The 24,165-nt window shown below is 39.2% G+C and carries 22 protein-coding genes; 6 read left to right on the top strand and 16 right to left on the bottom strand.

Translation table 11 applies throughout. The features are described 5' to 3' along the window. Nucleotides 1-59: 59 nt before the first annotated feature. Genes rfaC through rfaD form a run of 3 tightly spaced genes read right to left on the bottom strand, consistent with a single transcriptional unit; the run spans nt 60 to nt 3,023 of the window. Nucleotides 60-1,025, bottom strand: coding sequence for a lipopolysaccharide heptosyltransferase RfaC (gene rfaC, locus EAE92_RS06485; protein WP_214067479.1), 966 nt, complete (start codon nt 1,023-1,025; stop codon nt 60-62). After that, nucleotides 1,025-2,074 carry an ADP-heptose--LPS heptosyltransferase RfaF gene (gene rfaF / locus EAE92_RS06480; RefSeq protein ID WP_214067478.1) on the bottom strand — a complete coding sequence of 350 codons (1,050 nt, stop codon included), beginning with the start codon at nt 2,072-2,074 and terminating at the stop codon, nt 1,025-1,027. Before rfaF ends, rfaC begins: the two co-directional genes overlap by 1 nt. A 10-nt stretch (nt 2,075-2,084) precedes the next feature. After that, on the bottom strand, nt 2,085-3,023 hold the full coding sequence (rfaD, locus tag EAE92_RS06475) for an ADP-glyceromanno-heptose 6-epimerase (protein WP_214067477.1): 939 nt from the start codon (nt 3,021-3,023) through the stop codon (nt 2,085-2,087). A gap of 233 nt (nt 3,024-3,256) precedes the next feature. Between rfaD and kbl the strand changes: the two genes are divergently transcribed. Both kbl and tdh read left to right on the top strand, forming a co-directional pair. Continuing rightward, on the top strand, nt 3,257-4,453 hold the full coding sequence (gene kbl / locus EAE92_RS06470) for a glycine C-acetyltransferase (protein WP_214067476.1): 1,197 nt from the start codon (nt 3,257-3,259) through the stop codon (nt 4,451-4,453). Nucleotides 4,454-4,462: 9 nt separating this feature from the next. Then, entirely contained in the window at nt 4,463-5,488 is a 1,026-nt protein-coding gene (tdh, locus tag EAE92_RS06465; protein ID WP_036811235.1) for an L-threonine 3-dehydrogenase, read from the top strand. A 100-nt stretch (nt 5,489-5,588) separates the two neighbouring features. Here tdh and EAE92_RS06460 read toward each other — a convergent pair whose 3' ends face one another. Both EAE92_RS06460 and envC read right to left on the bottom strand, forming a co-directional pair. After that, entirely contained in the window at nt 5,589-6,497 is a 909-nt protein-coding gene (locus EAE92_RS06460) for a divergent polysaccharide deacetylase family protein (RefSeq protein WP_214067475.1), read from the bottom strand. Nucleotides 6,498-6,502: 5 nt separating this feature from the next. Then, nucleotides 6,503-7,810, bottom strand: coding sequence for a murein hydrolase activator EnvC (envC, locus tag EAE92_RS06455; RefSeq protein ID WP_214067474.1), 1,308 nt, complete (start codon nt 7,808-7,810; stop codon nt 6,503-6,505). Nucleotides 7,811-8,182: 372 nt separating this feature from the next. Between envC and EAE92_RS06450 the strand changes: the two genes are divergently transcribed. From EAE92_RS06450 to cysE, 4 genes are all read left to right on the top strand, one after another. Beyond that, nucleotides 8,183-8,620 (top strand): rhodanese-like domain-containing protein, encoded by a 438-nt coding sequence (locus EAE92_RS06450; protein WP_036811242.1) that lies wholly within the window; start codon nt 8,183-8,185, stop codon nt 8,618-8,620. Nucleotides 8,621-8,689: 69 nt separating this feature from the next. After that, on the top strand, nt 8,690-9,166 hold the full coding sequence (secB, locus tag EAE92_RS06445) for a protein-export chaperone SecB (protein ID WP_036811245.1): 477 nt from the start codon (nt 8,690-8,692) through the stop codon (nt 9,164-9,166). Next, nucleotides 9,166-10,188 (top strand): NAD(P)H-dependent glycerol-3-phosphate dehydrogenase, encoded by a 1,023-nt coding sequence (gene gpsA / locus EAE92_RS06440; protein WP_214067473.1) that lies wholly within the window; start codon nt 9,166-9,168, stop codon nt 10,186-10,188. Before secB ends, gpsA begins: the two co-directional genes overlap by 1 nt. Nucleotides 10,189-10,232: 44 nt before the next feature. Next, nucleotides 10,233-11,054 carry a serine O-acetyltransferase gene (gene cysE, locus EAE92_RS06435; RefSeq protein WP_036811250.1) on the top strand — a complete coding sequence of 274 codons (822 nt, stop codon included), beginning with the start codon at nt 10,233-10,235 and terminating at the stop codon, nt 11,052-11,054. Between the two features lie 204 nt (nt 11,055-11,258). Here the strand turns inward: cysE and EAE92_RS06430 are convergent, their stop codons facing one another. The 11 genes from EAE92_RS06430 to EAE92_RS06380 form a co-directional block, all read right to left on the bottom strand. Then, nucleotides 11,259-11,957, bottom strand: coding sequence for a class I SAM-dependent methyltransferase (locus EAE92_RS06430; RefSeq protein WP_214067472.1), 699 nt, complete (start codon nt 11,955-11,957; stop codon nt 11,259-11,261). A 566-nt stretch (nt 11,958-12,523) separates the two neighbouring features. Further along, nucleotides 12,524-13,012 (bottom strand): tRNA (uridine(34)/cytosine(34)/5-carboxymethylaminomethyluridine(34)-2'-O)-methyltransferase TrmL, encoded by a 489-nt coding sequence (gene trmL, locus EAE92_RS06425; RefSeq protein WP_214067518.1) that lies wholly within the window; start codon nt 13,010-13,012, stop codon nt 12,524-12,526. Nucleotides 13,013-13,209: 197 nt separating this feature from the next. Continuing rightward, on the bottom strand, nt 13,210-13,908 hold the full coding sequence (locus EAE92_RS06420; RefSeq protein ID WP_214067471.1) for a class I SAM-dependent methyltransferase: 699 nt from the start codon (nt 13,906-13,908) through the stop codon (nt 13,210-13,212). 609 nt (nt 13,909-14,517) lie between these two features. After that, nucleotides 14,518-15,546, bottom strand: a complete 1,029-nt coding sequence (gene galE, locus EAE92_RS06415; RefSeq protein ID WP_214067470.1) for a UDP-glucose 4-epimerase GalE — start codon at nt 15,544-15,546, stop codon at nt 14,518-14,520. A 117-nt stretch (nt 15,547-15,663) separates the two neighbouring features. After that, nucleotides 15,664-16,605, bottom strand: a complete 942-nt coding sequence (locus tag EAE92_RS06410) for a GNAT family N-acetyltransferase (RefSeq protein ID WP_214067469.1) — start codon at nt 16,603-16,605, stop codon at nt 15,664-15,666. 83 nt (nt 16,606-16,688) lie between these two features. Further along, a complete protein-coding gene (locus EAE92_RS06405) occupies nt 16,689-17,546 on the bottom strand; it encodes a methionyl-tRNA formyltransferase (protein WP_214067468.1) in 858 nt (285 codons plus the stop codon). Nucleotides 17,547-18,005: 459 nt separating this feature from the next. Beyond that, nucleotides 18,006-20,012, bottom strand: a complete 2,007-nt coding sequence (locus EAE92_RS06400) for a polysaccharide biosynthesis protein (protein WP_214067467.1) — start codon at nt 20,010-20,012, stop codon at nt 18,006-18,008. A gap of 87 nt (nt 20,013-20,099) precedes the next feature. Next, nucleotides 20,100-20,663 carry a sugar transferase gene (locus EAE92_RS06395; RefSeq protein ID WP_246545037.1) on the bottom strand — a complete coding sequence of 188 codons (564 nt, stop codon included), beginning with the start codon at nt 20,661-20,663 and terminating at the stop codon, nt 20,100-20,102. 19 nt (nt 20,664-20,682) lie between these two features. Then, the gene (locus EAE92_RS06390) at nt 20,683-21,615 is read right to left on the bottom strand and encodes a UDP-glucose 4-epimerase family protein (RefSeq protein WP_214067466.1); all 933 of its coding nucleotides are present in this window, start codon (nt 21,613-21,615) and stop codon (nt 20,683-20,685) included. Between the two features lie 436 nt (nt 21,616-22,051). After that, nucleotides 22,052-23,419 carry a phosphomannomutase CpsG gene (cpsG, locus tag EAE92_RS06385; protein ID WP_214067465.1) on the bottom strand — a complete coding sequence of 456 codons (1,368 nt, stop codon included), beginning with the start codon at nt 23,417-23,419 and terminating at the stop codon, nt 22,052-22,054. 4 nt (nt 23,420-23,423) lie between these two features. After that, complete coding sequence (locus tag EAE92_RS06380) at nt 23,424-24,164, bottom strand: glycosyltransferase family 2 protein (RefSeq protein ID WP_214067464.1); 741 nt, start codon at nt 24,162-24,164, stop codon at nt 23,424-23,426. Nucleotide 24,165: the final 1 nt, after the last annotated feature.

Below are 24,165 nucleotides of genomic sequence, written 5' to 3'. Positions count from 1 at the left end.
TTCAGTTAACAAATAAAAAATCAGGCGTCTACCAGAAACGCCTCAGATTTAAGCATTAATCAGCCAATATTTTTTTGAAGATGAGCTAATACTTTCGATGGCATAATACTTTTGATATTCCCATCCTCCGCTTTTAACGATATTTGTTCTTTGCCATAGCCACCAATTAGTCCTGGATCTGTCGGACCAAACAACGTGATATTAGGGCGATCCAATGCCGCAGTGAGGTGGCTCAGGCCAGTATCAACAGAAACAACCGCTTTTGCACCAGCCAACTCTTGGGCTACTTGTGCCAAAGTCAGCTTTGGTAGTACTTCCACATGAGGAAAGTTTTCTGCCAGTCTCAGCGCACGTTGGTATTCATGTTCTGCGCCCCAAGGGAGCTTAATTCGTACACCTGTCGGCTGAATTTCAGTAATAAGTTGTCGCCAATGGCTTTCCGGCCAATGTTTTTCATCGCGGGTTGTAGCATGGAGAAAAACCAGATAATTGCTCTGGTTTTCTGGGTGCTGATTCAGAAAATGACGGGCAATCCCATAATCGCCCTGTGCTGCCGGTTTGGTATAACCCAGGCTGACAGCAAACAGCTCCCGGATACGTTCTACGGCGTGCTGTTGCTTGCTGATTGCATGACAACAATCATAAAAAAAACTTGCTAATGGCTCACGGATACTTTTGCGGTCGTAACCATGTTTAGGGCCATAAGCTAATCGAGTGACTAAAAATGCGCTTTTCAATAACCCTTGGGCATCGATGATGGCATCATATTGATGTAATTTTAATTTTTCTCTGAATAAGTGGCGTTCTGTACGAATTTCTGGACTAAACCAGTTTTTACGCCAGCGGCGAATAGCAACAGGAATAATTTGCTCAACAACGCTGTGCCAGCCAGGGATTTGGGCAAAACCTTCCTCTACTACCCAATCAAAACGGACATCAGGTAAGTTTTTTTCTGCGTCAGTCAGTGCAGGGAGCGAGTGGAGGACGTCGCCCATAGAAGAAGTTTTAACCAGTAAAACCCGCATCAACTCTGGTTCTCCGCTTGTAATAATTTTTCCAGGGAAGTGATAACTTGTTCTGGCTGGATGTCAATCAGACTCTGATGATAGCCATGTGCGCTGTCGCCTTTTCTGACTTTATGATAGCCAGTAATAAGACGGATAACTTCCGCTTTATCGGATAATGGTGGAGTAAAATCTGGGCTACTTGGGCCGTAAAGTGCAACCAGAGGGCGATTAAGCGCTGCGGCGACATGCATCAAGCCAGAGTCGTTGGTCACAATGGCATCACAGGCCGCGATGATATTGACTGCCTGTTCAAGAGAGGTTTGCCCGGCAAGATTAATACAGTGTTCACGAGCTTCTTCCGTCAGTGACTTGCGGATATCCTCTCCACCTTCGTGATCTTTGGCTGAGCCAAATAGCAGAATTTGATAGCCCTTTTGAGTAATAAGCTGTTGAGATAACGCGGCATAGTGATAATGCGGCCAGCGTTTCGCCGGGCCAAATTCTGCGCCGGGGCAGAAACCGATGATGGGCCGATAATCAGAAATATTGAATGCCGCGGTGGATTCAGCAATATCCTCGTCACTGACATCTAGTTGAGGCCAAAGTAATGGTTGAGGCAGGTCTGTCGCGCTACTGGGTTTTGCATCGTAAGCTAATGCGGCATAGCGTTGAACCATTAATGGGAAGGCTTCTTTATTCAATGTGCGGATATCATTGAGCAATCCATATCTCATTTCACCACGCCAGCCGGTGCGCAGAGGAATATTGGCGAAAAAAGGCGCCAAGGCAGATTTGAAAGAATTTGGTAGCACATAAGCGCGATTATATTTACGTTCACGCAGTGCGACCCCCAAACGACGGCGTTCGCCTAGTGCTAATGCGCCATGACCTAACGGCATAGCCAATGCTTGATTGACCTCCGGCATTTTGTCCAGCAGTGGGCGGCACCAGGCTGGGGCCATCACATCAATTTCTGCATTAGGATGCAAAGCCTTTAATGTCCGGTAAAGGCTCTGCGACATCATCATGTCACCTACCCACGAAGGGCCGATCACCAATATTTTCATAGCGAGTAGATTATTTATCCTGATTAAGCCAATGCATATATTCCGTTACTCCTTCGGCAACGGTTTTGAATGGCTTATCATAACCTGCCGCCCGAAGTTTAGTCAGATCTGCTTGCGTGAAACGCTGATAACGGCCTTTCAAATGTTCAGGGAAATCAATACGCTCAACAGGCAGTGATTTATCTTGGTGGAATTCAACAACCGCATCTGCAACCGCCTGAAAAGACTCAGCACGACCCGTTCCACAGTTATAAATCCCGGAAACGCCGTTTTTCCAGAACCAAAGATTAACCGCTGCGGCATCACCGACATAAATAAAATCACGTTGAAAGCCTTCACTGCCAGCGAAGAGTTTTGGGTTTTGTCCCTGATTGATTTGATTATTCAAATGAAAGGCGACACTCGCCATACTCCCTTTGTGCCCTTCACGTGGTCCATATACATTGAAATAACGGAAACCACAAATTTGTGAATCAGCTTGAGGCAGGATTTCCCGGACGTATTGGTCGAATAGAAATTTAGAGTAACCATAAACGTTGAGTGGTTTCTCATATTGGCGCTCTTCGATAAAATTATCAGTGCGGCCGCCATAGGTTGCTGCTGAGGAGGCATACAGGAAAGGGGTGCCGCGTTCAAGGCAATAGTGCAGTAATTCTTTAGAATATTGATAGTTATTATCCATCATATATTTGCCATCCCACTCGGTTGTGGATGAACAAGCGCCTTCATGGAAAATAGCGTTAATATCACCGAAATCATCACCGGCCAGAATACTGGCAATAAACTCTTCCTTGTCCATGTAATCAGCAATATCCAAGTCAACCAGATTGGTGAACTTAGTACCATCTTTTAGATTATCTACGACCAGAATATCTTTATATCCTTCGTCATTTAGTGCTTTGACAATATTGCTGCCAATAAATCCAGCACCGCCAGTGACAATAATCATCCGACTCACCTCTACAATCGGGTTAATGAAGCAAATTGCGTCTATAATAACATCTAACATCCATGACGACAGCAGCTTAAGCAGGGGAATATACTGAAATATTATGGTAATCCAGGTCGCATGACGTGACGGATACAGCAAAGTTAATATTATCTGCCTGATAGTGTCGTCAGTAGCCTGATCAATGAGTAAAATGTCTAACGACCCTTCATTTATAAATCAGGAGAAAATAAATGTCAGCATCATTTTATCAGCAAATTAACGAACAATTAGAACAAGCCCATTCGGAAGGGTTGTTCAAAAATGAACGTATCATCACTTCTGCACAAAATGCTGACATTGCTGTAGCCGATGGCAGCCACGTTATTAACTTCTGCGCAAATAACTATTTAGGTTTGGCTAATCACCCTGAGCTGATTGCCGCTGCTAAAGCTGGGATGGATAGCCACGGTTTTGGTATGGCATCTGTTCGTTTTATTTGTGGAACTCAGGATACTCATAAAGAGCTGGAGAAAAAGCTGGCGGAATTTTTGGGTATGGAAGATGCCATTCTTTATTCTTCTTGTTTTGATGCTAATGGTGGTTTATTTGAAACGTTGTTTGGGCCGGAAGATGCCATTATCTCTGATGCGTTGAACCACGCTTCTATTATTGATGGTGTCCGTTTATGCAAAGCGAAACGTTATCGTTATGCTAATAATGATATGCAGGAACTGAGAGCACAGTTAGAACAAGCCAAAGCAGATAATGCACGCCATATTGTGATTGCAACCGATGGTGTGTTCTCAATGGATGGTGTGATTGCTGATTTAAAATCTATCTGTGATCTGGCTGATGAATTTGATGCCCTGGTCATGGTGGATGACTCCCATGCGGTGGGTTTTGTTGGCGCGCATGGCCGTGGTACTCATGAATATTGTGACGTTATGGATCGTATTGACATCATTACCGGCACACTAGGTAAAGCGTTGGGTGGTGCTTCCGGTGGCTATACCGCAGCACGTAAAGAAGTTGTTGAGTGGCTGCGCCAACGTTCACGCCCATATCTGTTCTCTAACTCATTGGCTCCGGCGATTGTAGCGGCATCCATTAAAGTGCTGGATATGCTGAAAGAGGGCGATGCATTGCGTGATCGTCTGTGGAAGAACGCTAATCTATTCCGTGAAAAAATGACCGCAGCAGGTTTCACGTTAGCAGGGGCTGACCATGCGATAATTCCGGTTATGTTGGGTGATGCAAAACTGGCACAGGAATTTGCCGCAGAATTATTGAAAGAAAGCATTTATGTTACCGGCTTCTTCTATCCGGTAGTCCCTAAAAATCAGGCCCGTATCCGCACGCAAATGTCAGCCGCGCATACGGAAGAGCAAATTGAACGTGCAGTTGCGGCGTTCACGCGAATTGGTAAGCAATTGAGCGTAATTGCATAAGGCATCTCTATGAAAGCATTGTCAAAGTTAAAAGCGGAAGAAGGCATCTGGATGACCGATGTGCCCGAGCCGGAGTTGGGGCACAATGATGTGATGATCAAAATCCGTAAAACGGCGATTTGTGGTACGGATGTGCACATCTATAACTGGGATGATTGGTCGCAAAAAACAATTCCTGTGCCAATGGTTGTTGGTCATGAATATGTCGGTGAAGTTGTCGCTATTGGTCAGGAGGTAAAGGGTTTTAAAATTGGTGATCGGGTGTCTGGCGAAGGACATATTACTTGTGGTTACTGCCGTAACTGTCGTGGCGGCCGTACTCACTTATGCCGTAATACCATTGGCGTAGGGGTAAACCGCCCTGGTTGTTTTGCTCAATACTTGGTTATTCCTGCATTTAATGCGTTCAAAATCCCAGATAACATCTCTGATGAGCTGGCTTCTATTTTTGACCCATTTGGCAATGCTGTTCATACCGCGCTTTCGTTTGATCTGGTTGGCGAAGATGTGCTGGTTTCTGGTGCAGGCCCAATTGGTATTATGGCTGCGGCAGTGTGTAAACATGTTGGCGCGCGTCATGTTGTTATCACAGACGTTAACGAGTATCGCCTTGAGCTGGCACGTAAAATGGGTGTCACCCGTGCGGTGAATGTCAGTCAGGAAAATCTGACCGATGTCATGGCGGAATTGGGCATGACGGAAGGTTTTGATGTTGGTTTGGAAATGTCCGGCGCTCCGGCAGCATTTCGTACCTTATTAAATACCATGAATCACGGCGGCCGTGTTGCACTGTTGGGCATTCCGCCATCAGATATGGCAATTGATTGGAATCAGGTAATTTTCAAGGGCTTGTTTATCAAAGGTATTTATGGCCGTGAAATGTTTGAGACCTGGTATAAAATGGCTACATTGATTCAGTCTGGTTTGGATCTGACGCCCATTATCACTCACCGGTTCTCTATTGATGATTTCCAGAAAGGCTTTGACATCATGCGTTCAGGGCAGTCTGGTAAAGTTATTCTGAATTGGGATTAACCGATCGAATCAGTTATCACTAAAATTAATAGGCGCTTTTAGTTCTTGAGCGCCTATTTGAAGTATTAGAAGATAATTGGCTATTTCTTAAAATGAATTTCTATTCTGTTTTATCCTGAGACTTATCTCCGGTCAGTTTCTGGATATATCGGCTCACCGTGTTCACAATAGGATTATCAACCAGAGTATCGCCAATAACTGCCAGATAATCTTGACTGGTAACTGTAATGGGTGCCTCTTTTATTTCACACAACTTGCCCCATTTACGTTGGTTATCACCAACAGGTTTACCACTTAACAACCTGCTTGGGCTGACTAACTCAATATCGGCTGGAAGCGTTGGCAGCATCTGTTGCAGTGCGCGAATGGTTGTTGAATGAGGATGACCGATAGCAATAGCGGAACCATTTTTACGAGCAATGGAAATAGCACGATTTAGCTGATGGCGAGTTTCCGCTTCTGATTGCACATCATCAAGGAAAACATTACGGCGGATAACGCGAACAGGCGTGCCTTGCGCTGCCTTTGTTGCCTGAGAATTGCCAATCGTCACGCTGTCGAGAAAATAGAGATTATAACGAGACAATGAGCGCATCACTTTCTGCATGCCCGGCAAGCTCGAAGTCATAGCGCTACCCATATGGTTATTGATTCCTACAGCATAAGGGACTTTTTGTATTGCACGCTGGATGATGCGGTCAATTTCTTCACTGCTCATGGTTGGCTGGAGAGTATCCGGTTCTAGCAGTTGTTTACTTAAAGGCGCCATTGGCAGATGGATTAAGATCTCCCGCCCTTGTTTATAGGCTTTTTCAGCCATTTCCCTGCCATGCGGTGAATCCGGCAGAATGGCGATAGAAACCGCAACAGGCATCTGCAATATTTTGTTTTCGTTATGAGGACGGTAACCAAAATCATCAATAACAATTGCCAGACGGGCTGCACTGGCTTGTAGGCTCAAGAGAAGCAGGGCGGTAATACCAATTTTTGTGAACCTGTGTTGTCTCAACTAATTCATCTCCCAAGCCACGGTTGTGGGTTTACCGCTCTTCCTTGGCGGCGGATTTCAAAATAGAGTGCGGATTGTTGCTGGCCGCCACTGTTACCGACCAACGCAATAGGTTGTCCGGCCCGAACTTGCTGGCCGACCTTGACCAGAGCGCTCTGATTATAGCCATAGAGACTCATATCACCTTTACCGTGCTCTATCACGACAACCAGCCCATAGCCTTGTAACCAGTCAGCCAGCAGTACCCGGCCATCGGATATCGCTTTAACTTCAGTACCTTCTTGCGCAGAAATCACCATGCCTTTCCAGCGCAATTCGCCTTGCAACGCTTCACCAAACTCATGTATCACTTTACCGTGGACAGGCCAGATTGCCTGACCCGCTGGACGGCCAAGACCACCTGTACGCGCCATCAATGCGCGTTCATCTTCAGTGGGTTTGTAGCTGGAACCTTTTTGCTGCGCTTGCTTCTGTTTCGCTGCAATCTGGGCACGAACACGGGCAGCTTCTCTGGCTTCTCGTTCAGCACGTGCTTTCGCTTCCCGTTCTGCTTTAGCAATTTTATCTCGCAGACGGGTTTCATTTTGTTTTAGTTCAGCGAGATTTTTTTGGTCTTGCTTTAAGGAAGATTCCAGCTCAGTTAGGGTTTTCTGCCGAGCGTTGCGGGCGACTTCCATTTGCTGCTTTTGCTGTTGTTGTTCAGTTAGAACTTGTTTTTGCTCTTCCTGTTTCTGTTGCTCAAGTTTTTTTTGTTCAGTTAAATCAACGGTTGTTTGTTCAAGTTTAACAATGGTGTCCTGACGGGCTTGATTAAGGTAGCTATAGTAAGCGAGTATGCGCTCACCTCTCTTTCCCTCTTCTCCTCTGAACATGAGTTCAAGCCCTTGATGTTGCCCTTGACGAAATGCAGCATCCAATTGGCGCGCCAGCATATCTCGTTGCGCGTTTTGTTGTTTTTCCAGTTTTTTGATGTTGGAGACGAGAGCGGCAATCTCTTTATTCAGCTTACTGAGTTGAGTTTGAGTGTTGTGTAGGGATTGACCAATTGTGGAAATGGTATTTTCCTGATCTTTTAATTGATTTAGCAAAGAACTACGTTTTTGCTGCTGTTGTTGTACACTTTTCTCTTTCTCCGCGATGTCTTGTTGGAGATCTTTCAGCTGATTTTTATTGGCGATAATTTGATTTGCAAAGGTATTGAAGCTGAAAATAACAAATAGGAAAGCATAGAACAACGAGGCACAGATATTATTCCGCCGTGAGTTCTGATTGCGCCGATAATTACGGCTATGTATTTCCTTGTTGTCAGCCATTTCTGTAAATATACCTTGCTACTGTATGCGCTAGATTATTTCATGATGAACAAAGAGTTACCAGATACTACGCTGATTTTTTACACTTTCAGATAATGCTGTCTTAACATCGAAATCGAATAGTAATAAACATACTAGCCTATTTATTGCTGAAATTCCTGCATGCATTGAGTGTGACAGGGCAGATGCAGGTAATGTACTTATTGGGATAGGGATTTAAAATGCTTCATTTTCAGGATATTTTTATTTTTTCTCGAAACTCTCCGCAAAATTTGCATTGAGCTTATGCTATTTGGCTGTAATTGACGCAACACAAAGGTATACTCTGGAACCTTAGAAATTTGTTATTAACCAACGGGAGTTTTTGTCCCCATGCTGCAAGAAATCATGCAATTTATTAACCAGCATATGACCTTAAGCCTCATCTGGATTGCGCTGCTGGTTGCCGTTATTGTGACTACATCGAGAGGTTTCTTCTCTAAAACCAAAGAGATAACTCGTGCTCAAGCTATTAATCTGATCAACAAAGAAGAAGCCATCGTCGTGGATTTACGTTCCCGTGAAGATTTCCGCAAAGGGCATATTATTGGTTCAGTAAACCTGACTCCCTCTGAAATTAAAGACAACAATTTTGCTGAGTTGGAAAAACATAAAAAGCAGCCTGTAATTGTTGTTTCTGCGAATGGCATTGAATCTCGTACTCCGGCAGAGAATCTTATTCGTGCCGGTTTTGAGCGCGTATGTTCCTTGAAAGAAGGTTTGGCGGGTTGGACAGGCGAAAACTTGCCATTGGCGCGTGGTAAAAAGTAATCATTTTGGGCGTGAATGGAGACATTCACATAAAAAATTTAATAAGGACATCTAAAGGTAACAATTATTATGTCAGAACAAAGCAATACAGAAATGGCTTTCCAGATCCAACGCATCTACACCAAAGATATCTCTTTTGAAGCACCAAACGCACCGCAAGTGTTTCAACAGGAATGGCAGCCGGAAGTAAAACTGGATCTGGATACCGCTTCCAGTGAGTTGGCTCAAGGGGTTTATGAAGTTGTTCTGCGTGTAACTGTAACGGCCACTTTGGGAGAAGAGACAGCATTCCTATGTGAAGTACAGCAAGGGGGTATTTTCTCTATTGAAGGTATCGAAGGAACTCAGCTAGCTCACTGCTTGGGTGCATATTGCCCGAATATCTTGTTCCCATATGCTCGTGAATGCATCACTAACTTGGTTAGTCGTGGTACTTTCCCACAACTGAATCTGGCTCCAGTAAACTTTGATGCCCTGTTCATGAACTACCTGCAACAGCAGGCCGAACAGTCTCAGGGCGGTGAACAAACTGAACAGGAAGCTTAATGAATAGTACTGTTTCTATGACAGTGATCGGTGCCGGTTCATACGGCACCTCATTAGCCATTACGCTGGCTCGTAATGGCCATAATGTTGTACTTTGGGGGCACAACCCAGAACATATCCGGGCATTGCAACAGGCGCGTTGTAATCAGGCATTTCTGCCGGATGTTTCCTTTCCTGATAGTTTATTGCTTGAAACAGACCTGATAAAAGCATTAACAGCAAGCCGTAACATCCTTATTGTGATACCGAGCCATGTGTTTGGTGAGGTATTAAAACAGGTGAAACCTCATCTACGGTCTGACTCACGTATCGTCTGGGCAACTAAAGGTCTGGAAGCGCATACCGGTCGGTTATTACAGGATGTGGCCCGTGAGATATTAGGCAATGAAATACCGCTAGCGGTGCTCTCTGGCCCAACATTTGCTAAAGAATTAGCGGCTGGTTTACCCACTGCGATTGCTATTTCCGCGACGGAATCTGCTTTTAGCGACGAACTCCAACAATTATTCCACTGTGGCAAAAGTTTTCGGGTTTACAAAAATACTGATTTTATTGGCGTTCAACTTGGCGGCGCCGTAAAAAACGTGATTGCCATTGGCGCGGGGATATCTGATGGTATGGGTTTTGGCGCTAATGCTCGTACTGCCTTGATTACGCGTGGATTGGCGGAAATGAGTCGCCTTGGTATAGCGCTTGGCGCTGATCCTGCTACCTTTATGGGCATGGCGGGATTGGGCGATTTGGTCTTAACTTGTACTGATAACCAATCACGTAACCGTCGCTTTGGCATGATGCTAGGGCAGGGAATTAGCGTTGAAGAAGCCCAGGATCAGATTGGACAGGTTGTTGAAGGTTATCGCAATACCAAAGAAGTACGTGCGTTGGCTAATCGTGCCAATGTCGAAATGCCGATTGCAGAACAAATTTATCAGATACTCTATTGCAATAAAAATGTGAAAGAAGCTGCTCAGGCATTATTAGGAAGAGCCAGAAAGGATGAGAGCGATGATGTGCGCTCTTAAATAAAAATCTAATGAAATAGGTTCTAAATGTGAGAGTAAAAAATATGTCGCTAGAAGAATTGGACGAAGTTTGGAAGAACATAAAAACAGAAGCGAGAGCACTGGCTGAATGTGAACCGATGTTGGCCAGTTTCTTTCATGCAACATTACTCAAGCATGAAAATCTTGGTAGTGCCTTAAGCTATATGTTGGCTAATAAGCTGGCTACGCCGATTATGCCGGCTATTGCTGTGAGAGAGATTGTAGAAGAGGCTTATCGTTCAGATCAGAAGATGATTGTCTCTGCTGCCCGCGACATCATAGCAGTACGTCTACGTGATCCCGCCGTAGATAAATACTCCACTCCTCTGCTGTACCTCAAAGGATTTCATGCACTACAAGCCTATCGTATTGCTCACTGGATTTGGGGGGAAGGGCGTAAGGCATTGGCTATTTATCTGCAAAACCAAATCTCGATGTCTTTTGGCGTTGATATTCACCCGGCGGCAAAGATTGGTTGTGGCATTATGCTTGACCATGCTACAGGCATAGTGATTGGTGAAACGGCAGTAGTGGAAAATGACGTTTCTATCCTGCAATCCGTCACTCTTGGTGGTACGGGTAAAACAGGGGGTGATCGTCATCCGAAAGTCAGGGAAGGAGTGATGATTGGCGCAGGTTCGAAAATATTAGGTAATATCGAAATTGGCCGAGGGGCGAAAATTGGCGCTGGTTCAGTTGTACTGCGCTCTGTTCCACCACATACAACAGCCGCTGGGGTGCCTGCCCGTATCGTCGGTAAACCTGAAAGCGAAAAGCCATCATTGGATATGAACCAACACTTTAATGGTATCAACAATGGCTTTGAGTATGGGGATGGAATTTGACTTTTCGAAATATATACCCGTCATCTTTCAAGCTGCCTCTTTGTTGGCTGCACTCGCTCACCCCGGTCACATAGTTTGCTATGCTCCCGGGGATTCACTCCCTTGCCGCCGCGATGCAACTTGAAATCCATAGGGTATAGATATTAGTAATCATTATCATATTTTCACATATTAAATGTGGGAATATGATTTTGCATGCTTAAATTATTTTCTTGCTACACCTATTATAATATAGTGCCAATGTTTAGGAACGACTTTATTTATAACTTTATTATCTAACATCCCTAAAAATCTTCTTTGAAATTCATTCCTGCCAAACGTAGCAAGGAAGCCTAATGTTGTATAATCAACATTTGAAAATGCTGATAGATAATCTGTCATTTCCCTGGCGGTAACATAGCCCCAGGTATTTCCCCAATTAACATAATTTTTCCTGAGGAATTTATGCAATGGTGATGCAACCAAATTTTCTGCAAACCAAAGCTCACCGCCTTCTTTTAATGAATGAAAGATCTGATTAATAGCCTCTTTTTGTGCTATTTTATTGAAATTATAACCGACAGCACCTAATACTGATTTAAACATAACAATATCAAAATGGTTCTTATATTTGATATCCGATGCGTTTAATTTATCATATTGAATGCTATTTTCTATATGATAACGTTCATGTTTCTCCAGTGCTTTTGGCGTGGGGCCATCTAAATCAGTACATAAGACATTTGCTCCATTTAATGCTGCCCATAATGATAGCCCACCATTTCTACTACCTAGCTCTAGAATATTAGCTGATTTTAAGTCTAATCCAGAATGATCTTGCCAATATTTTAAGGAATAACTCCAGTTATATATGTCCCATTCTATGACATCATGGAGAAATTCTTTTGAATTTTTTGCTTTCATAGCGTAACCAATATATATCAATGAAAATGAGTTATTTTAATACTAACTTTATTAAATTATTATGATCTAAATAGTTTTATCAAATAGTAGATCATTTGAGGGAATTAACCCTGATTAAGTTATCTGAATCGATTTTCAAAGAGAAAAAATTCCTCAATAGGGTTAAGTTATACTAATCATAGCATCTACTTCTTGTGATGAATTATGATTTAACGCAAAAACTTATTCATAAAACTTAGAATAAAAACTATACCCTTGATGTCTTACTGTTTTCCTAACGATACATCATGGCTATTCTGCCACTTACATCGTCAAAGCCTGTTGTATTCTGTCCATCTTTTATCGGATGCGATATTGGAATACTGAGCTGATAACTATCATGGCTGTACCATGCTTTATCTATCTGAGTAACATGACGAAAAGGGTTGTTTGGTTCTCACTGTGGGTCTGGTGCAGAGCGGTTCCTATACTGCATTTCTGTGACCCACGCAAAGAGGAAAAAATTGCCGTGATATGATCAATAACACGTTGAACCATTGCAGAAGTGTGTAGCGATTATTAGCACACTATTTTCTAATGATAGCGCCCTGATAGTCTAATTGCCGCCAAGCTTCAAAAACAACAACGGCAACTGAATTGGAAAGATTCATACTGCGACTGTTTACTAGCATTGGGATACGAATTTTTTGTTGTGGGGGCATATTATCCAATACATAAGGTGGTAACCCTCGGGTTTCCGGCCCAAACATTAAATAATCCCCTGCTCGATAACTTACGGCGCTATGTGCTGGAGTTCCTTTTGTTGTGAGAGCAAACAAACGAGCAGAAGACACTCCTGCTAATCCTTCATTCTCTAAAAAAGTAAAATAATCATGATGTTGTTTAACATTGGCGAACTCATGATAATCCAGCCCGGCTCGACGTAGCCTTTTATCATCCCAGGTAAACCCCAGAGGCTGAATCAGATGCAATTGAAATCCGGTATTAGCACAAAGACGAATAATATTACCGGTATTAGGTGGGATTTCAGGTTCAAATAAGACGATGTTTAGCATAATGCCCCCCAGAAACAAGGGGCACAGGTTAGCAGAAATCAGGAAGGGATGCAGGGGGATCTTCATCGATATTCCTATTTATCTGTTGGAAGATCTTTTCCTGTTGAGGTACTTGATTGTATTGTCAATAAAATTAAAAGTGAAAAAACATCACTAGATATAATCTAACATACTAAATTCTTTAGAGATTCTCTGGGTTATTTCTTTGCTACTCCGATTATAATATAGTGCCAATGTTTAGGAACGACCTTATTTAGAACTTTATTATCTAACATCCCTAAAAATTTTCTTTGAGATTCATTCCTGCCAAACGTAGCAAGGAAACCTAAAGTTGTATAATTAACATTTGAAAATGCTGATAGATACTCAGTCATTTCGCTGACAGTAACATAGCCCCAAGTATTCCCCCAATTAACATAATTCTTTCTGAGAAACTTATGCAATGGTGATGCGATTAAATTTTCTGCAAACCAAAATTCACCCCCTTCTTTCAATGAATGGAAAATCTGATTAATCGCCTTTTTTTGTGCTGATTTATTTGAATTATAACCAATGCCACCTAATACTGACTTAAACATAACGATATCAAAGTGGTTTCTATATTTAATATCTAATGCACTTAATTTACCATATCGAATTCTATTTTCTATATTATAACGCTTATGTTTCTCCTGCGCTTTTGAAGTAGGGCCATTTAAATCCGTACATAAAACATTACCTCCATTTAATGCTGCCCACAGTGATAATCCACCATTTCGGCTTCCTAGTTCTAGAATATTAGCTGACTTTAATTCTAGGTTAGAATGGTCTTGCCAATATTTTAAAGCATGACTCCAATTACATATATCCCACTCTATTACATCATTGAGTAGCTCTCTTGAGTTTTTTGTTTTCATAAAAAAAACGACCAATAGACTAATTATTTTGATAATACTTTTATAGTGAATTATTAAGATCTAGTGATACATTATTTTTTAATGATGGTATCTTAGGAAAAGATTACAGGAGGGTTTGCTTGACAGGAATTTCAGATAGATAGGCTGTACTCGTTGATGCTTTTGTTTCAATTTTCTCCTTAAATATTTTAGTGTTGTTCAGTAAATTCACGGCGATGTGTTTTATCCGAGATGACAATTTCCCTGAGTTACTGAGCTGAATTGGGAGCGCCTGACGGTTTTTCCATCTGTGGCACCCCCTGAGCTTTTCGTTAGTTCATGGCAAATATCCATCCATCCATTCAATGGAACACTTTTGAAGCTGCTTGACACTGATATAGCTAACATATGGACTATGGTGTAATGAATTAGAATACCTTGTTCAAATTTACCGTATTGCTTTAACCTCAACCCTCAACCCTAAAATCTTCAATTCCTTCCCAGCCTTTGGCGCCAGCAATTACGGTACTGACTTGTTAGCGGCAGAATATCTGCCAGCTTATAATTATTTGCTGTACTGACTAAGATTACGAGTAACCGAGTGGTTGCTAAGTCAATAATAAAAGGTTCTTAGAGTTCTTTCCCTGAACGAAAGCCATGAGGGTTATTCTTCTGCCAATTCCAACTATCACGCATCATATCGTCAATATTGCGTATTGCTTGCCAGCCAAGGATATCGCGAGCTTTGGATGGGTCAGACCAACACTTAGCAATATCTCCAGGGCGCCTATCTGTAATTTTATATGGAATATTTTTGCCTGATGCCTTTTCAAAAGCATGAAGTAGTTCAAGTACAGAATAACCAGCACCTGTTCCTAAATTAAAAACTTCATAGGATTGCTGTTTATCCAGATAGTTAATGGCAGCAATATGGCCTTCAGCCAAATCCATTACGTGAATATAATCACGAACACCGGTACCGTCTTTAGTTGGATAATCGTTGCCATAGACTGATAAACATTCCAGACGGCCGATGGCAACCTGAGTGATATAAGGTAATAGATTATTGGGAATACCATTAGGGTCTTCGCCAATCATACCTGATAGATGAGCACCGACAGGATTGAAATATCTTAAACTGGTGATTTTGAAGCTTGGCTCGGCTGCGGCAAAATCTTTTAGAATTTGCTCGACCATCAGTTTAGAAGTGCCATAAGGGTTGGTAGTGCCGCCTGCTTTCGCATTTTCCGTGAGTGGTACAAATTCAGGATCACCATAAACCGTTGCGGACGAACTGAAAATTAATTTATGTACGCCATTGGTACGCATAGCCTGCAACAGAACTAAAGTGCCAGTAACATTGTTCTGATAATATTCAAGTGGCTTTCTGGTAGATTCACCAACGGCTTTTAATCCAGCAAAATGAATTACAGATTCTATTTTGTTTTCCTGGAAGATTTTATTCAGTAAATCTAAATCAAGGATATCACCTTGATAAAATTTCACTGATTTGCTAGTAAGCTTTTCAACTCTACGAAGAGATTTTGGTGATGAATTGCAAAGGTTATCGATAACAACAACATCAGTTCCTTTTTCCAGAAGCGCTAATACTGTGTGTGAACCGATATAGCCGGCTCCGCCGGTGATTAGGATTGGCATTTAAATATTCCTGTGTATTTTATTAGTTATTATTTTTAAACTCGTGATAATTTAGTCAATATGATTCTTTATTATTTCAGGTAAAAATCAGAGGATATTTAGTGTATAGATTTTATATTAGCTGTTATTTAGATCCCATTCATAAAAGTCATGGGTTACGCCTCTTCCCCCAAATCCTTCTTTCTGTGCGATCAGACCTTCGTTTAAGTAATATCCTGAATTCTCGGTAGAGATACCGAAACTAAAATATTTTCTCTCACGATAAACACTATTTATCAAATAGTTAAGAATAGCATCTAAAGCTCCTATATTTCTTCCTATTTCATTGGATGCTAAATATTGTGTATGAACAATATGATCAAAGTCATAGATTATACAACCAGCAATTAAAGAATTATCTTTTATTGCTGTATAAAGCTTTATATTCTCAGGAAATCTAGATGAAAGTAGCTTCATTTCATCCGAGGAATGAGCTGGTTTAGTACCAAATTTTGATAATACATCACTTAGTAATTTATGAAAACTGTAAAAATTTTCTGATTGCTTAATAATGATGTTATTCTTAACTGCTTTCTTTATGGATCTCTTTCTAAGATCAGATAATTTTGGACATTCTTTAATTTTTATTACAGATGACAGATCTCTTCTAATTAATTTAGCTTGATTGATAAATAAAGCATACAGATCTTCATTTGATGGATATTTTTTGAATACATCAGGGATGCATTTATATATTATTTTTTCATACCCACCATTTAGATAATATTCTTTTATTATATCAAATATAGACAAGATATCTTTTGCGTGAAGCTCTTTCCCATAGATTAATCCACCATAAGTAAGACCACTATGGCTGTATATGGCACCATTATTAATATTGGCAGGGAATACCGCAACGGGAATTTGTTTTTTATAAATTATTAAGGAGGCATCTATGAATCTATTTTCATGATATTTAAAATAATCAATTAGAAATAGGAAATTTCCATTTTTAGCGTTGATTACAATTTTATTCCAATTATCATAATGGTTTTTATCTAATGGTTCTAATTTGAACATTATAAACTCTACTTTTTTAAAATACTAACATTAATTAATTCTTATTATAATTATTTGGGATATAACTATATTATTTTCGAGTATTAAGATAATCGTGCCCCAGGTCTTTTAAAATAGTCTACTGCATTTAACTCGTCTCCATCTATTAATATCTTGGAAATTTTTAAGATGCCTTTGGGTATTTTAACCCAGATAACTTCGTTATCTATATTAACAATATGACCATTTATTTCTAAATAATCTTTTTGAATAATATGAGCTTTTAGAATTTCTATTTTTTTGTTTTTATAAATAAAATATGGGAGAGGATAAGGTTTTACTAAAGCTTTTAATGACCTAGAGAAGAAAACAGCATCCCATTCATTCCAATTTATTTGACAATCTTCTTGATTACGTTTAGCTACATAGATTGCGTCTTCTTCATTTTGAGCATCAAGTTTAATAGAACCATTGGAATAATTTGTCAATACATTGCTTATAACTTCTTTTACTCTCCTATCAAAATGTAGCATAAGATCCCAAGAAGACTTATTACCTACAGGTGCTGATTCTTGATATAGGATATCGCCTTGATCTACTAGGCTTGTCATTTCATGGATTGTAAAACCAACATTTTCTTCTCCATTTAGCATTGCCCAGACAATGGAATGTAAACCACGATATTTAGGAAGTAAGGAATAATGGATATTTATAAAACGAGCTGTATACAAATGTTCAGGGGGGATTATAGGTTTGTATCCAGCAGTTAAAACTATATCTTTGGGAGAAGAAATAGCTTCTATATAATGGTTAACACATATAATGCTTTTATCTTTTGCTTCTTTAATAATTTCTTCGTCATTAGAGCATAATATAAAGTTAATGCCTGTAGATACAAGCCCACTAAAGACATGTTTTAAACCATGGCCTTCTCCACAAATAATAATATTGTGATTATTCATTTTAGCTCCTGTAAATATATTTTTGATAGTCTGAAATAAAGTAGATAGTAAGATATCGGACCTTACTTTAACATAGTCATGAAATTTGGCATGTTTTGGATTAAATAATTATTGTAAATCGATAAACGTTCCAAACAACCGATAGAAACCTGAGTGATGCAAGGCAGCAGATTATTTGGAATAGAATCTTTATTAATCATCTTAGATGAATGAGTACAAAAATATTTCAGACTAGTATTTTTGGATTTGAATTGAATCGTTGCAAAGCTTTTTATTACTTGTTCAATTATCAGTTTTAGGTATCATAATGATTGATTGTAACATTCAACTCTGACATTTCCAGTCAGTTGATAGATTCGGTGTGGTGATTCTTGGGCTTATGAAAGGGTATATACCCGTCATCTTTCAAGTTGCTTCTTTGTTGTTGGCTGCACTCTCTCACCCCGGTCACATAGTTTGCTATGCTCCCGGGGATTCGCTCCCTTGCCGTCGCGATGCATCTTGAAATCCATAGGGTATATGCGATTCAGCTATAAAAAATTCGATATCATATTTTTTGGCTTGGGTTACATTACGACTGAGATTTTGTTTGGCTTTCCAAACTAGATCACATATTCCATCTACTGGTGAGAATGCTGCTGGCGCTTTTAATAATAATTGGCGAATTTGCTTGTAATCGTGGTTGCAACATGCATCTGCTAATTCGACTAAAAGTTCACGCAGTATTGGCCAATGTAACATGTTCTCTTGAGCAGTCATAATACGTGGGTGAGCTGTATTATTTACTGCGTCACCAATTAATAACTCTTCAAATAACTTTTCACCTGGGCGGAGTCCTACAACTTTTACTTCTATATCTCCTTCTGGGTTTTGTTTGTTTTTCAATGTTAGGCCACTTAATCTAATCATACGGTGAGCTAAATCAAGGATCTTAACAGGATTGCCCATATCAAGTACAAAGACATCTCCTCCAGTACCCATGGCCCCAGCTTGAATTACTAATTGGGAAGCCTCTGGAATTGTCATAAAGTAACGAATAATATCTGGATGAGTCACAGTGATAGGGCCACCATTCAGAATTTGTTTGCGAAACAGTGGTACTACAGAACCTGATGATCCCAATACATTACCGAAACGAACCATACAGAAACGGGTTTGATTTTGTGCCTCAGCTAGAGCCTGTAAAATTAATTCTGCCATACGCTTAGTCGCTCCCATAGTATTGGTAGAACGAACCGCTTTATCTGTTGAAATTAAAACAAAGGTTTCAACACCAGCTTCTATAGCAGCTTGAGCACTGTAAAGAGTACCAAATATATTATTACGTACTCCTTCGACTACGTTATATTCAACTAAAGGAACGTGCTTATAAGCAGCTGCATGATAGACAGTTTGAATTTGGAAGCTAATCATTGCAGTACTTAAGCGGCATTGATGTTGAACTGAACCTAGAAGGGGTATAATCTCAGTTTTAATACTTTCACGATGACATTGTTCATTAAGTTCTTTGTCAATTGTGTAAAGGTTATATTCAGATAATTCAAATAATACTAACTTAGCAGGTTTACAGCGTAATATTTGACGGCATAGTTCAGAACCAATAGAACCACCAGCTCCTGTTACCATGACATGTTTATTCGTTATATTTGCATTCATTAGTTCAGGTATTGGTTCCACAGGATCACGTCCTAATAGATCTTCTATAGAAACCTCTTTTAATTCATCAATAAATGCATTCCCTTTTACTAAGTCAGTCATGCTTGGAATAGAGAGAACTTCACACGGAAAATGTTCTAAGCGGTGGATGACATTTTGACGTATTGACTTGGGTGCACTAGGTATTGCTAATAATATTTTCTTAATGTTAAAACGAAGAATTAATTCATCAATATTCTCTGTTGGATAGACACTAATTCCTTGAATCATTGTTTTATGTAAGGTTATATCATCGTCAACAAATGCGACAGGAAAGTACTCTTGCCCTTGATTTAGTGCTAATTGTAATTGTCGGCCTGATGAACCGGCACCATAGATCAATACAGGAATTCTATTGTTTTTATTTCTATTAACTAACATTTGGAAAAATAATCTGATGCCACCGACTAACAATATAGCAAATGAGAAATAAATTATAGGTACAGTACGTGGCAGGGAAATGCTAAAAAAGAAAGCTGATATTACTAGTAATATAGTAGATACCAAAATTCCCAGAGCTACTGTCCATAAAACTTTAAAGCCTACATAGCGCAATACTGCTCGATATAATCCCAATTTTATAAAAATTAGTATAGTCACTGGCGTGAGTATTGCTAATAGTCCCCATTGAGGTAAATTAGAAATGGGGATTTGTGCATCAAGACGAACCCAATATCCGCCCCAAAAAGCAATACTCAATAGTCCTATGTCCACTAAAATAGAAATAGTTCGTTTGAGCTTTCGTGGAAGCGCAAGAAAATAAATTAACATTATATTTTATGCCTACTAATTTGCATGGTTGAGGTTAATATTGCTACTTTGAATAGTTGTAACATTAAAAGACATGAGAAAGGACTATTAATATTTAACCCTATCGCCAGAACCTTTACCAGCAACCGTCTGGATAATGTATTTGAAATAATCAGTTAATGTGAGTGAATTAATCATATTAGCATCCATTTCAGCTAATAATTTTGGTGTAGACATATCTACGGTGTTCACTTGTGCTAACCCTGTAATTCCTGGCTTCACATTAAATACATTAAGCAGTTTTCTTTCAGTGATTAGTTCTTCTTGATTAAAGAGACAAGGTCGAGGTCCGACAAGGCTCATTTCCCCTTTTAATACATTCCATAATTGTGGTAGCTCGTCTAACTTACTTTTACGTAAGAAACTACCAAATTTAGTAATAGAAGAAGAATTAGCTAAGTGACTTGCAACAGAAGCTGTATCTATTTTCATAGTACGTAACTTGACCAAAGTAAACGGTTTTTGAAATCGTCCTACACGTGTTTGCCGGAATAAAGGTGAACCTGTATCAAATAATCCGATAATAGTTAAGATAAATAAGATCGGGGAAGTTATAATTAACCCTATTAAGGAAAATATAATATCAAATATACGAATTATCAAAGTGGTCATGGGTAATAATTGATCCAATTTATTTATTAAATTCCACACTAGCAATTTTGGCTAATTCTTCATCCATTGTAACCGGTGGGGTCCAACCTAAAACCTGCTTAGTATGAGTAATATCCACGTGTAAAGAGCTACATAATCTGTCAGCAATAGGTTTCTTACGAAGCAAACCGGCAACGAAACGAATCCAATTCATTGGTACTGGGATTAATCTTGATGGTTTATCCAGAGCATTGGCCATTTTTTTTAGAAGATCAGTAGTGGAAATATCTTGATCATCGCTGACCATAAATGTTTGATTTGCTGCTTGTGGGTGATCGACACAGGTCACGATCAAATCAACTAGGTTATCTAGTGCTACTAAACTACGCTGATTATGAATAGCGCCTAGTGGCAGGGGGAAGCCTTTGTTCACTACCGTCATTAATGACCTAAAATTAGCTTTAACGCCAGGGCCATAGACTAAAGGTGGACGAATGATTACTAGTTCCATTCCCGTAAGATTTGCTAATTTTTTTAGTTCTTCTTCTGCTTCAGCTTTAGATTGCCCGTAAGCGTCACTTGGTGCGGGTATATCATTATATCGGAATGGGGTGCTGGGGTTTGTTTCTTCACCGTTTACTTTGATAGAACTAATAAAAATAAAACGTTTAACTCCAGCTGCTATTGCTTGGCGTGCTAAATTTAGAGTTCCTTCAACATTGACTTCTCTGAATGCAGCTAATGGATTCAATACTGAATCATTCATGATATGGACTCGAGCGGCTGAGTGGATAACAACTTTAACACCTTCCAGTGCTAGAGAATAGTTAGTATCGCAGTCAATAGTGCCACTGAAAAAATTAGAGGATTGGTTTGTTGGGCGAGTACGACCAAGAGTTTTAACTAATTTTCCTGATAATTTATCAAGAATGGCTCTACCAACGAACCCTGTACTACCAGTTAAAAGAATCATTATGATAATTCCTTCTCTTTATATCTTTAAAGGCTTATGGTTCATCCCAAAAATTCATTGCGTATTGTTTTATAGTTAAAGATAGGGCCAGATTAATATTAAAAGATATTTTTCAGTATCTGTTAATGAACTTATATTAAATGATTTTTATTGTGGCATTTAATAATAATGGGTTGGTTAAATAAAATAAACGGATTTTATCTGGTTAAGTATTTAATATAATGTTGATGTATAATGATCTTTGATTCATATTAAACATATTTTCTTGATAGAGTTTCATTTGTTTACTAGTTAGTTTTTCAACTTAGCATAGTGATTTATTTGATTCGTGGTAAAAATAATTAATCACAACAATATCAGATTATTTTTTCAGAAGCTAGAATACCGTACGTAAATGATATAATCTATTCCTTCAATGATTAGAGTTGTGTATTCATTACTTTAGTAGTTTTAATATTTCATCTGTTTTTTGTCGCATCAATGGTATATTATTCTTAGATTCTACATTTAAACGAACCACAGGTTCAGTATTAGATGTTCTTAAGTTAAAACGCCAATCTTTGAATTCAATACTAATACCGTCTGTGTAATCAATTGAGATAGCATCTTTTTGATAAGTGTTTAAAATGCGCTGAATAACCTCTTGAGGCGCGAGTAATTTACTGTTTATTTCACCCGATGAGGGAAATGCTTCAATGCGATTTTGTACTAGTTGGCTAAGATTTTTTTCTTTAATAGAAAGTAATTCAGCTATTAATAGCCATGGAATCATGCCACTATCACAATAAGAAAATTCTCTAAAATAATGATGAGCGCTCATTTCTCCACCATAGATAGCATTTTCTTCTCTCATCCTTTCTTTAATGAAAGCGTGTCCTGTTTTTGACAGGATAGGAATACCATTAGACGACGTAACGACTTCTATAGTGTTCCATGTAAGGCGTGGATCATGAATGATTTTCTGTCCTGGATTATCTTTCAGAAAGGCTTCAGCTAATAACCCAACGATGTAATATCCTTCAATGAAACATCCATTTTCGTCGAAAAAGAAACAACGATCAAAATCGCCATCAAATGCAATGCCTATATCAGCATTGTATCTCTTCACTGCTTCAGAAGTATCTTGTCGACATTCTGGTAATAGTGGATTAGGAATTCCATTAGGGAAATTACCATCAGCTTTATGATGAATTTTTATAAATTCAATAGGAACATTTAGTTCTCTAAAGCGAGATTCTATAGCATCGATCACATGACCAGCAGCGCCATTCCCACTATTAACAACCAGTTTTAAAGGTTTTAATTTATTAGTATCAATATAATTTAGGATATGAGTTATGTAACTATCTAAAATAGTTATTTTTTTATAGTTACCACGGGATCTTTTGTTAAAGGTAGAAAAGTTATTTACTTCAGCGAGGTGTTGTATTTCCTTTAACCCCGTATTGCCGCTAATTGGCTTCGAATCTTTTCCAACAAGTTTCATCCCATTATAGTTTATAGGATTATGGCTGGCTGTAACCTCAATCCCACCATCAATACCTAGATGAAAAGTTGCGAAATAAATTTCTTCGGTACCTGAAAGTCCTATATCAAGGACATTAGAGCCTGCATCTTGTAAACCACGACTCAAAGCAAGTTTGAGGCTTTCACTAGTTAAACGCGCATCACTCCCAATAACCACGGATTCAGGTTTGATAAATTCACCATAAGCTCGACCAATGCGATAGGCGATGTCTTCATTTAATTCCTCACCTAGTTGGCCACGGATATCATATGCATTGAAACAAGATAATTTAGGCATAGTGTTATTTTAAAAATTGGGGAAGTTTAGATAAATTTCTATAAATCAGAGCTATAGGCCAAAAAATACGGCGACTCTTCATTATACGAATGATTTCTTTAGATCTAAGAAGTGTATTTTCTAAGCGATTACTTTCACCACCGATCCTCATTTTAATGATTACTTTGGGTAAATATATTAATTTAATATTGTGGTTTATAATGTATCTCGTAATTGAGTCATAGTCTGAGGATATTTTAAAATTCAAATCAAAACCTCCCCACTTATTATATAATTTACGTTTCATATAAAAAGTAGGATGTGGAGGCATCCAGCCGTACTGCATCTTTTTAGGGTAAAATGGGCCACTTTTCCAATACCTAACCACATTGTTTATGTTATTTTTCGATACATATTGAAGATCACCATAAACAGCTTCACATTTATATTTTTCAAACATAGCCACTATATCTGCAATAGCTTCGGGATATGCGAATAAATCATCAGAATGTAGGAAGCCAACGATATCACCAGTAGCTGTCGCAATTCCTTTATTTAAAGCATCGTAAATACCCTTATCTGGTTCACTGATAATAGTGGTTACACGAGTTGAGTTTTTATTAATCATCATTAGTGTATTATCTTCAGATGCTCCATCAATAATAATATATTCTATATTCTGATAAGTCTGTTTTTCCAGAGATAATAAAGTGTCAGCAAGCGTTTTTTCACTATTATATGTTGCGGTAATAATACTTATTTTCATT

The organism is Photorhabdus hainanensis (genome assembly GCF_018448965.1).
Lineage (GTDB): Bacteria > Pseudomonadota > Gammaproteobacteria > Enterobacterales > Enterobacteriaceae > Photorhabdus > Photorhabdus akhurstii.
This window is presented reverse-complemented; position numbering and strand designations above follow the sequence as displayed.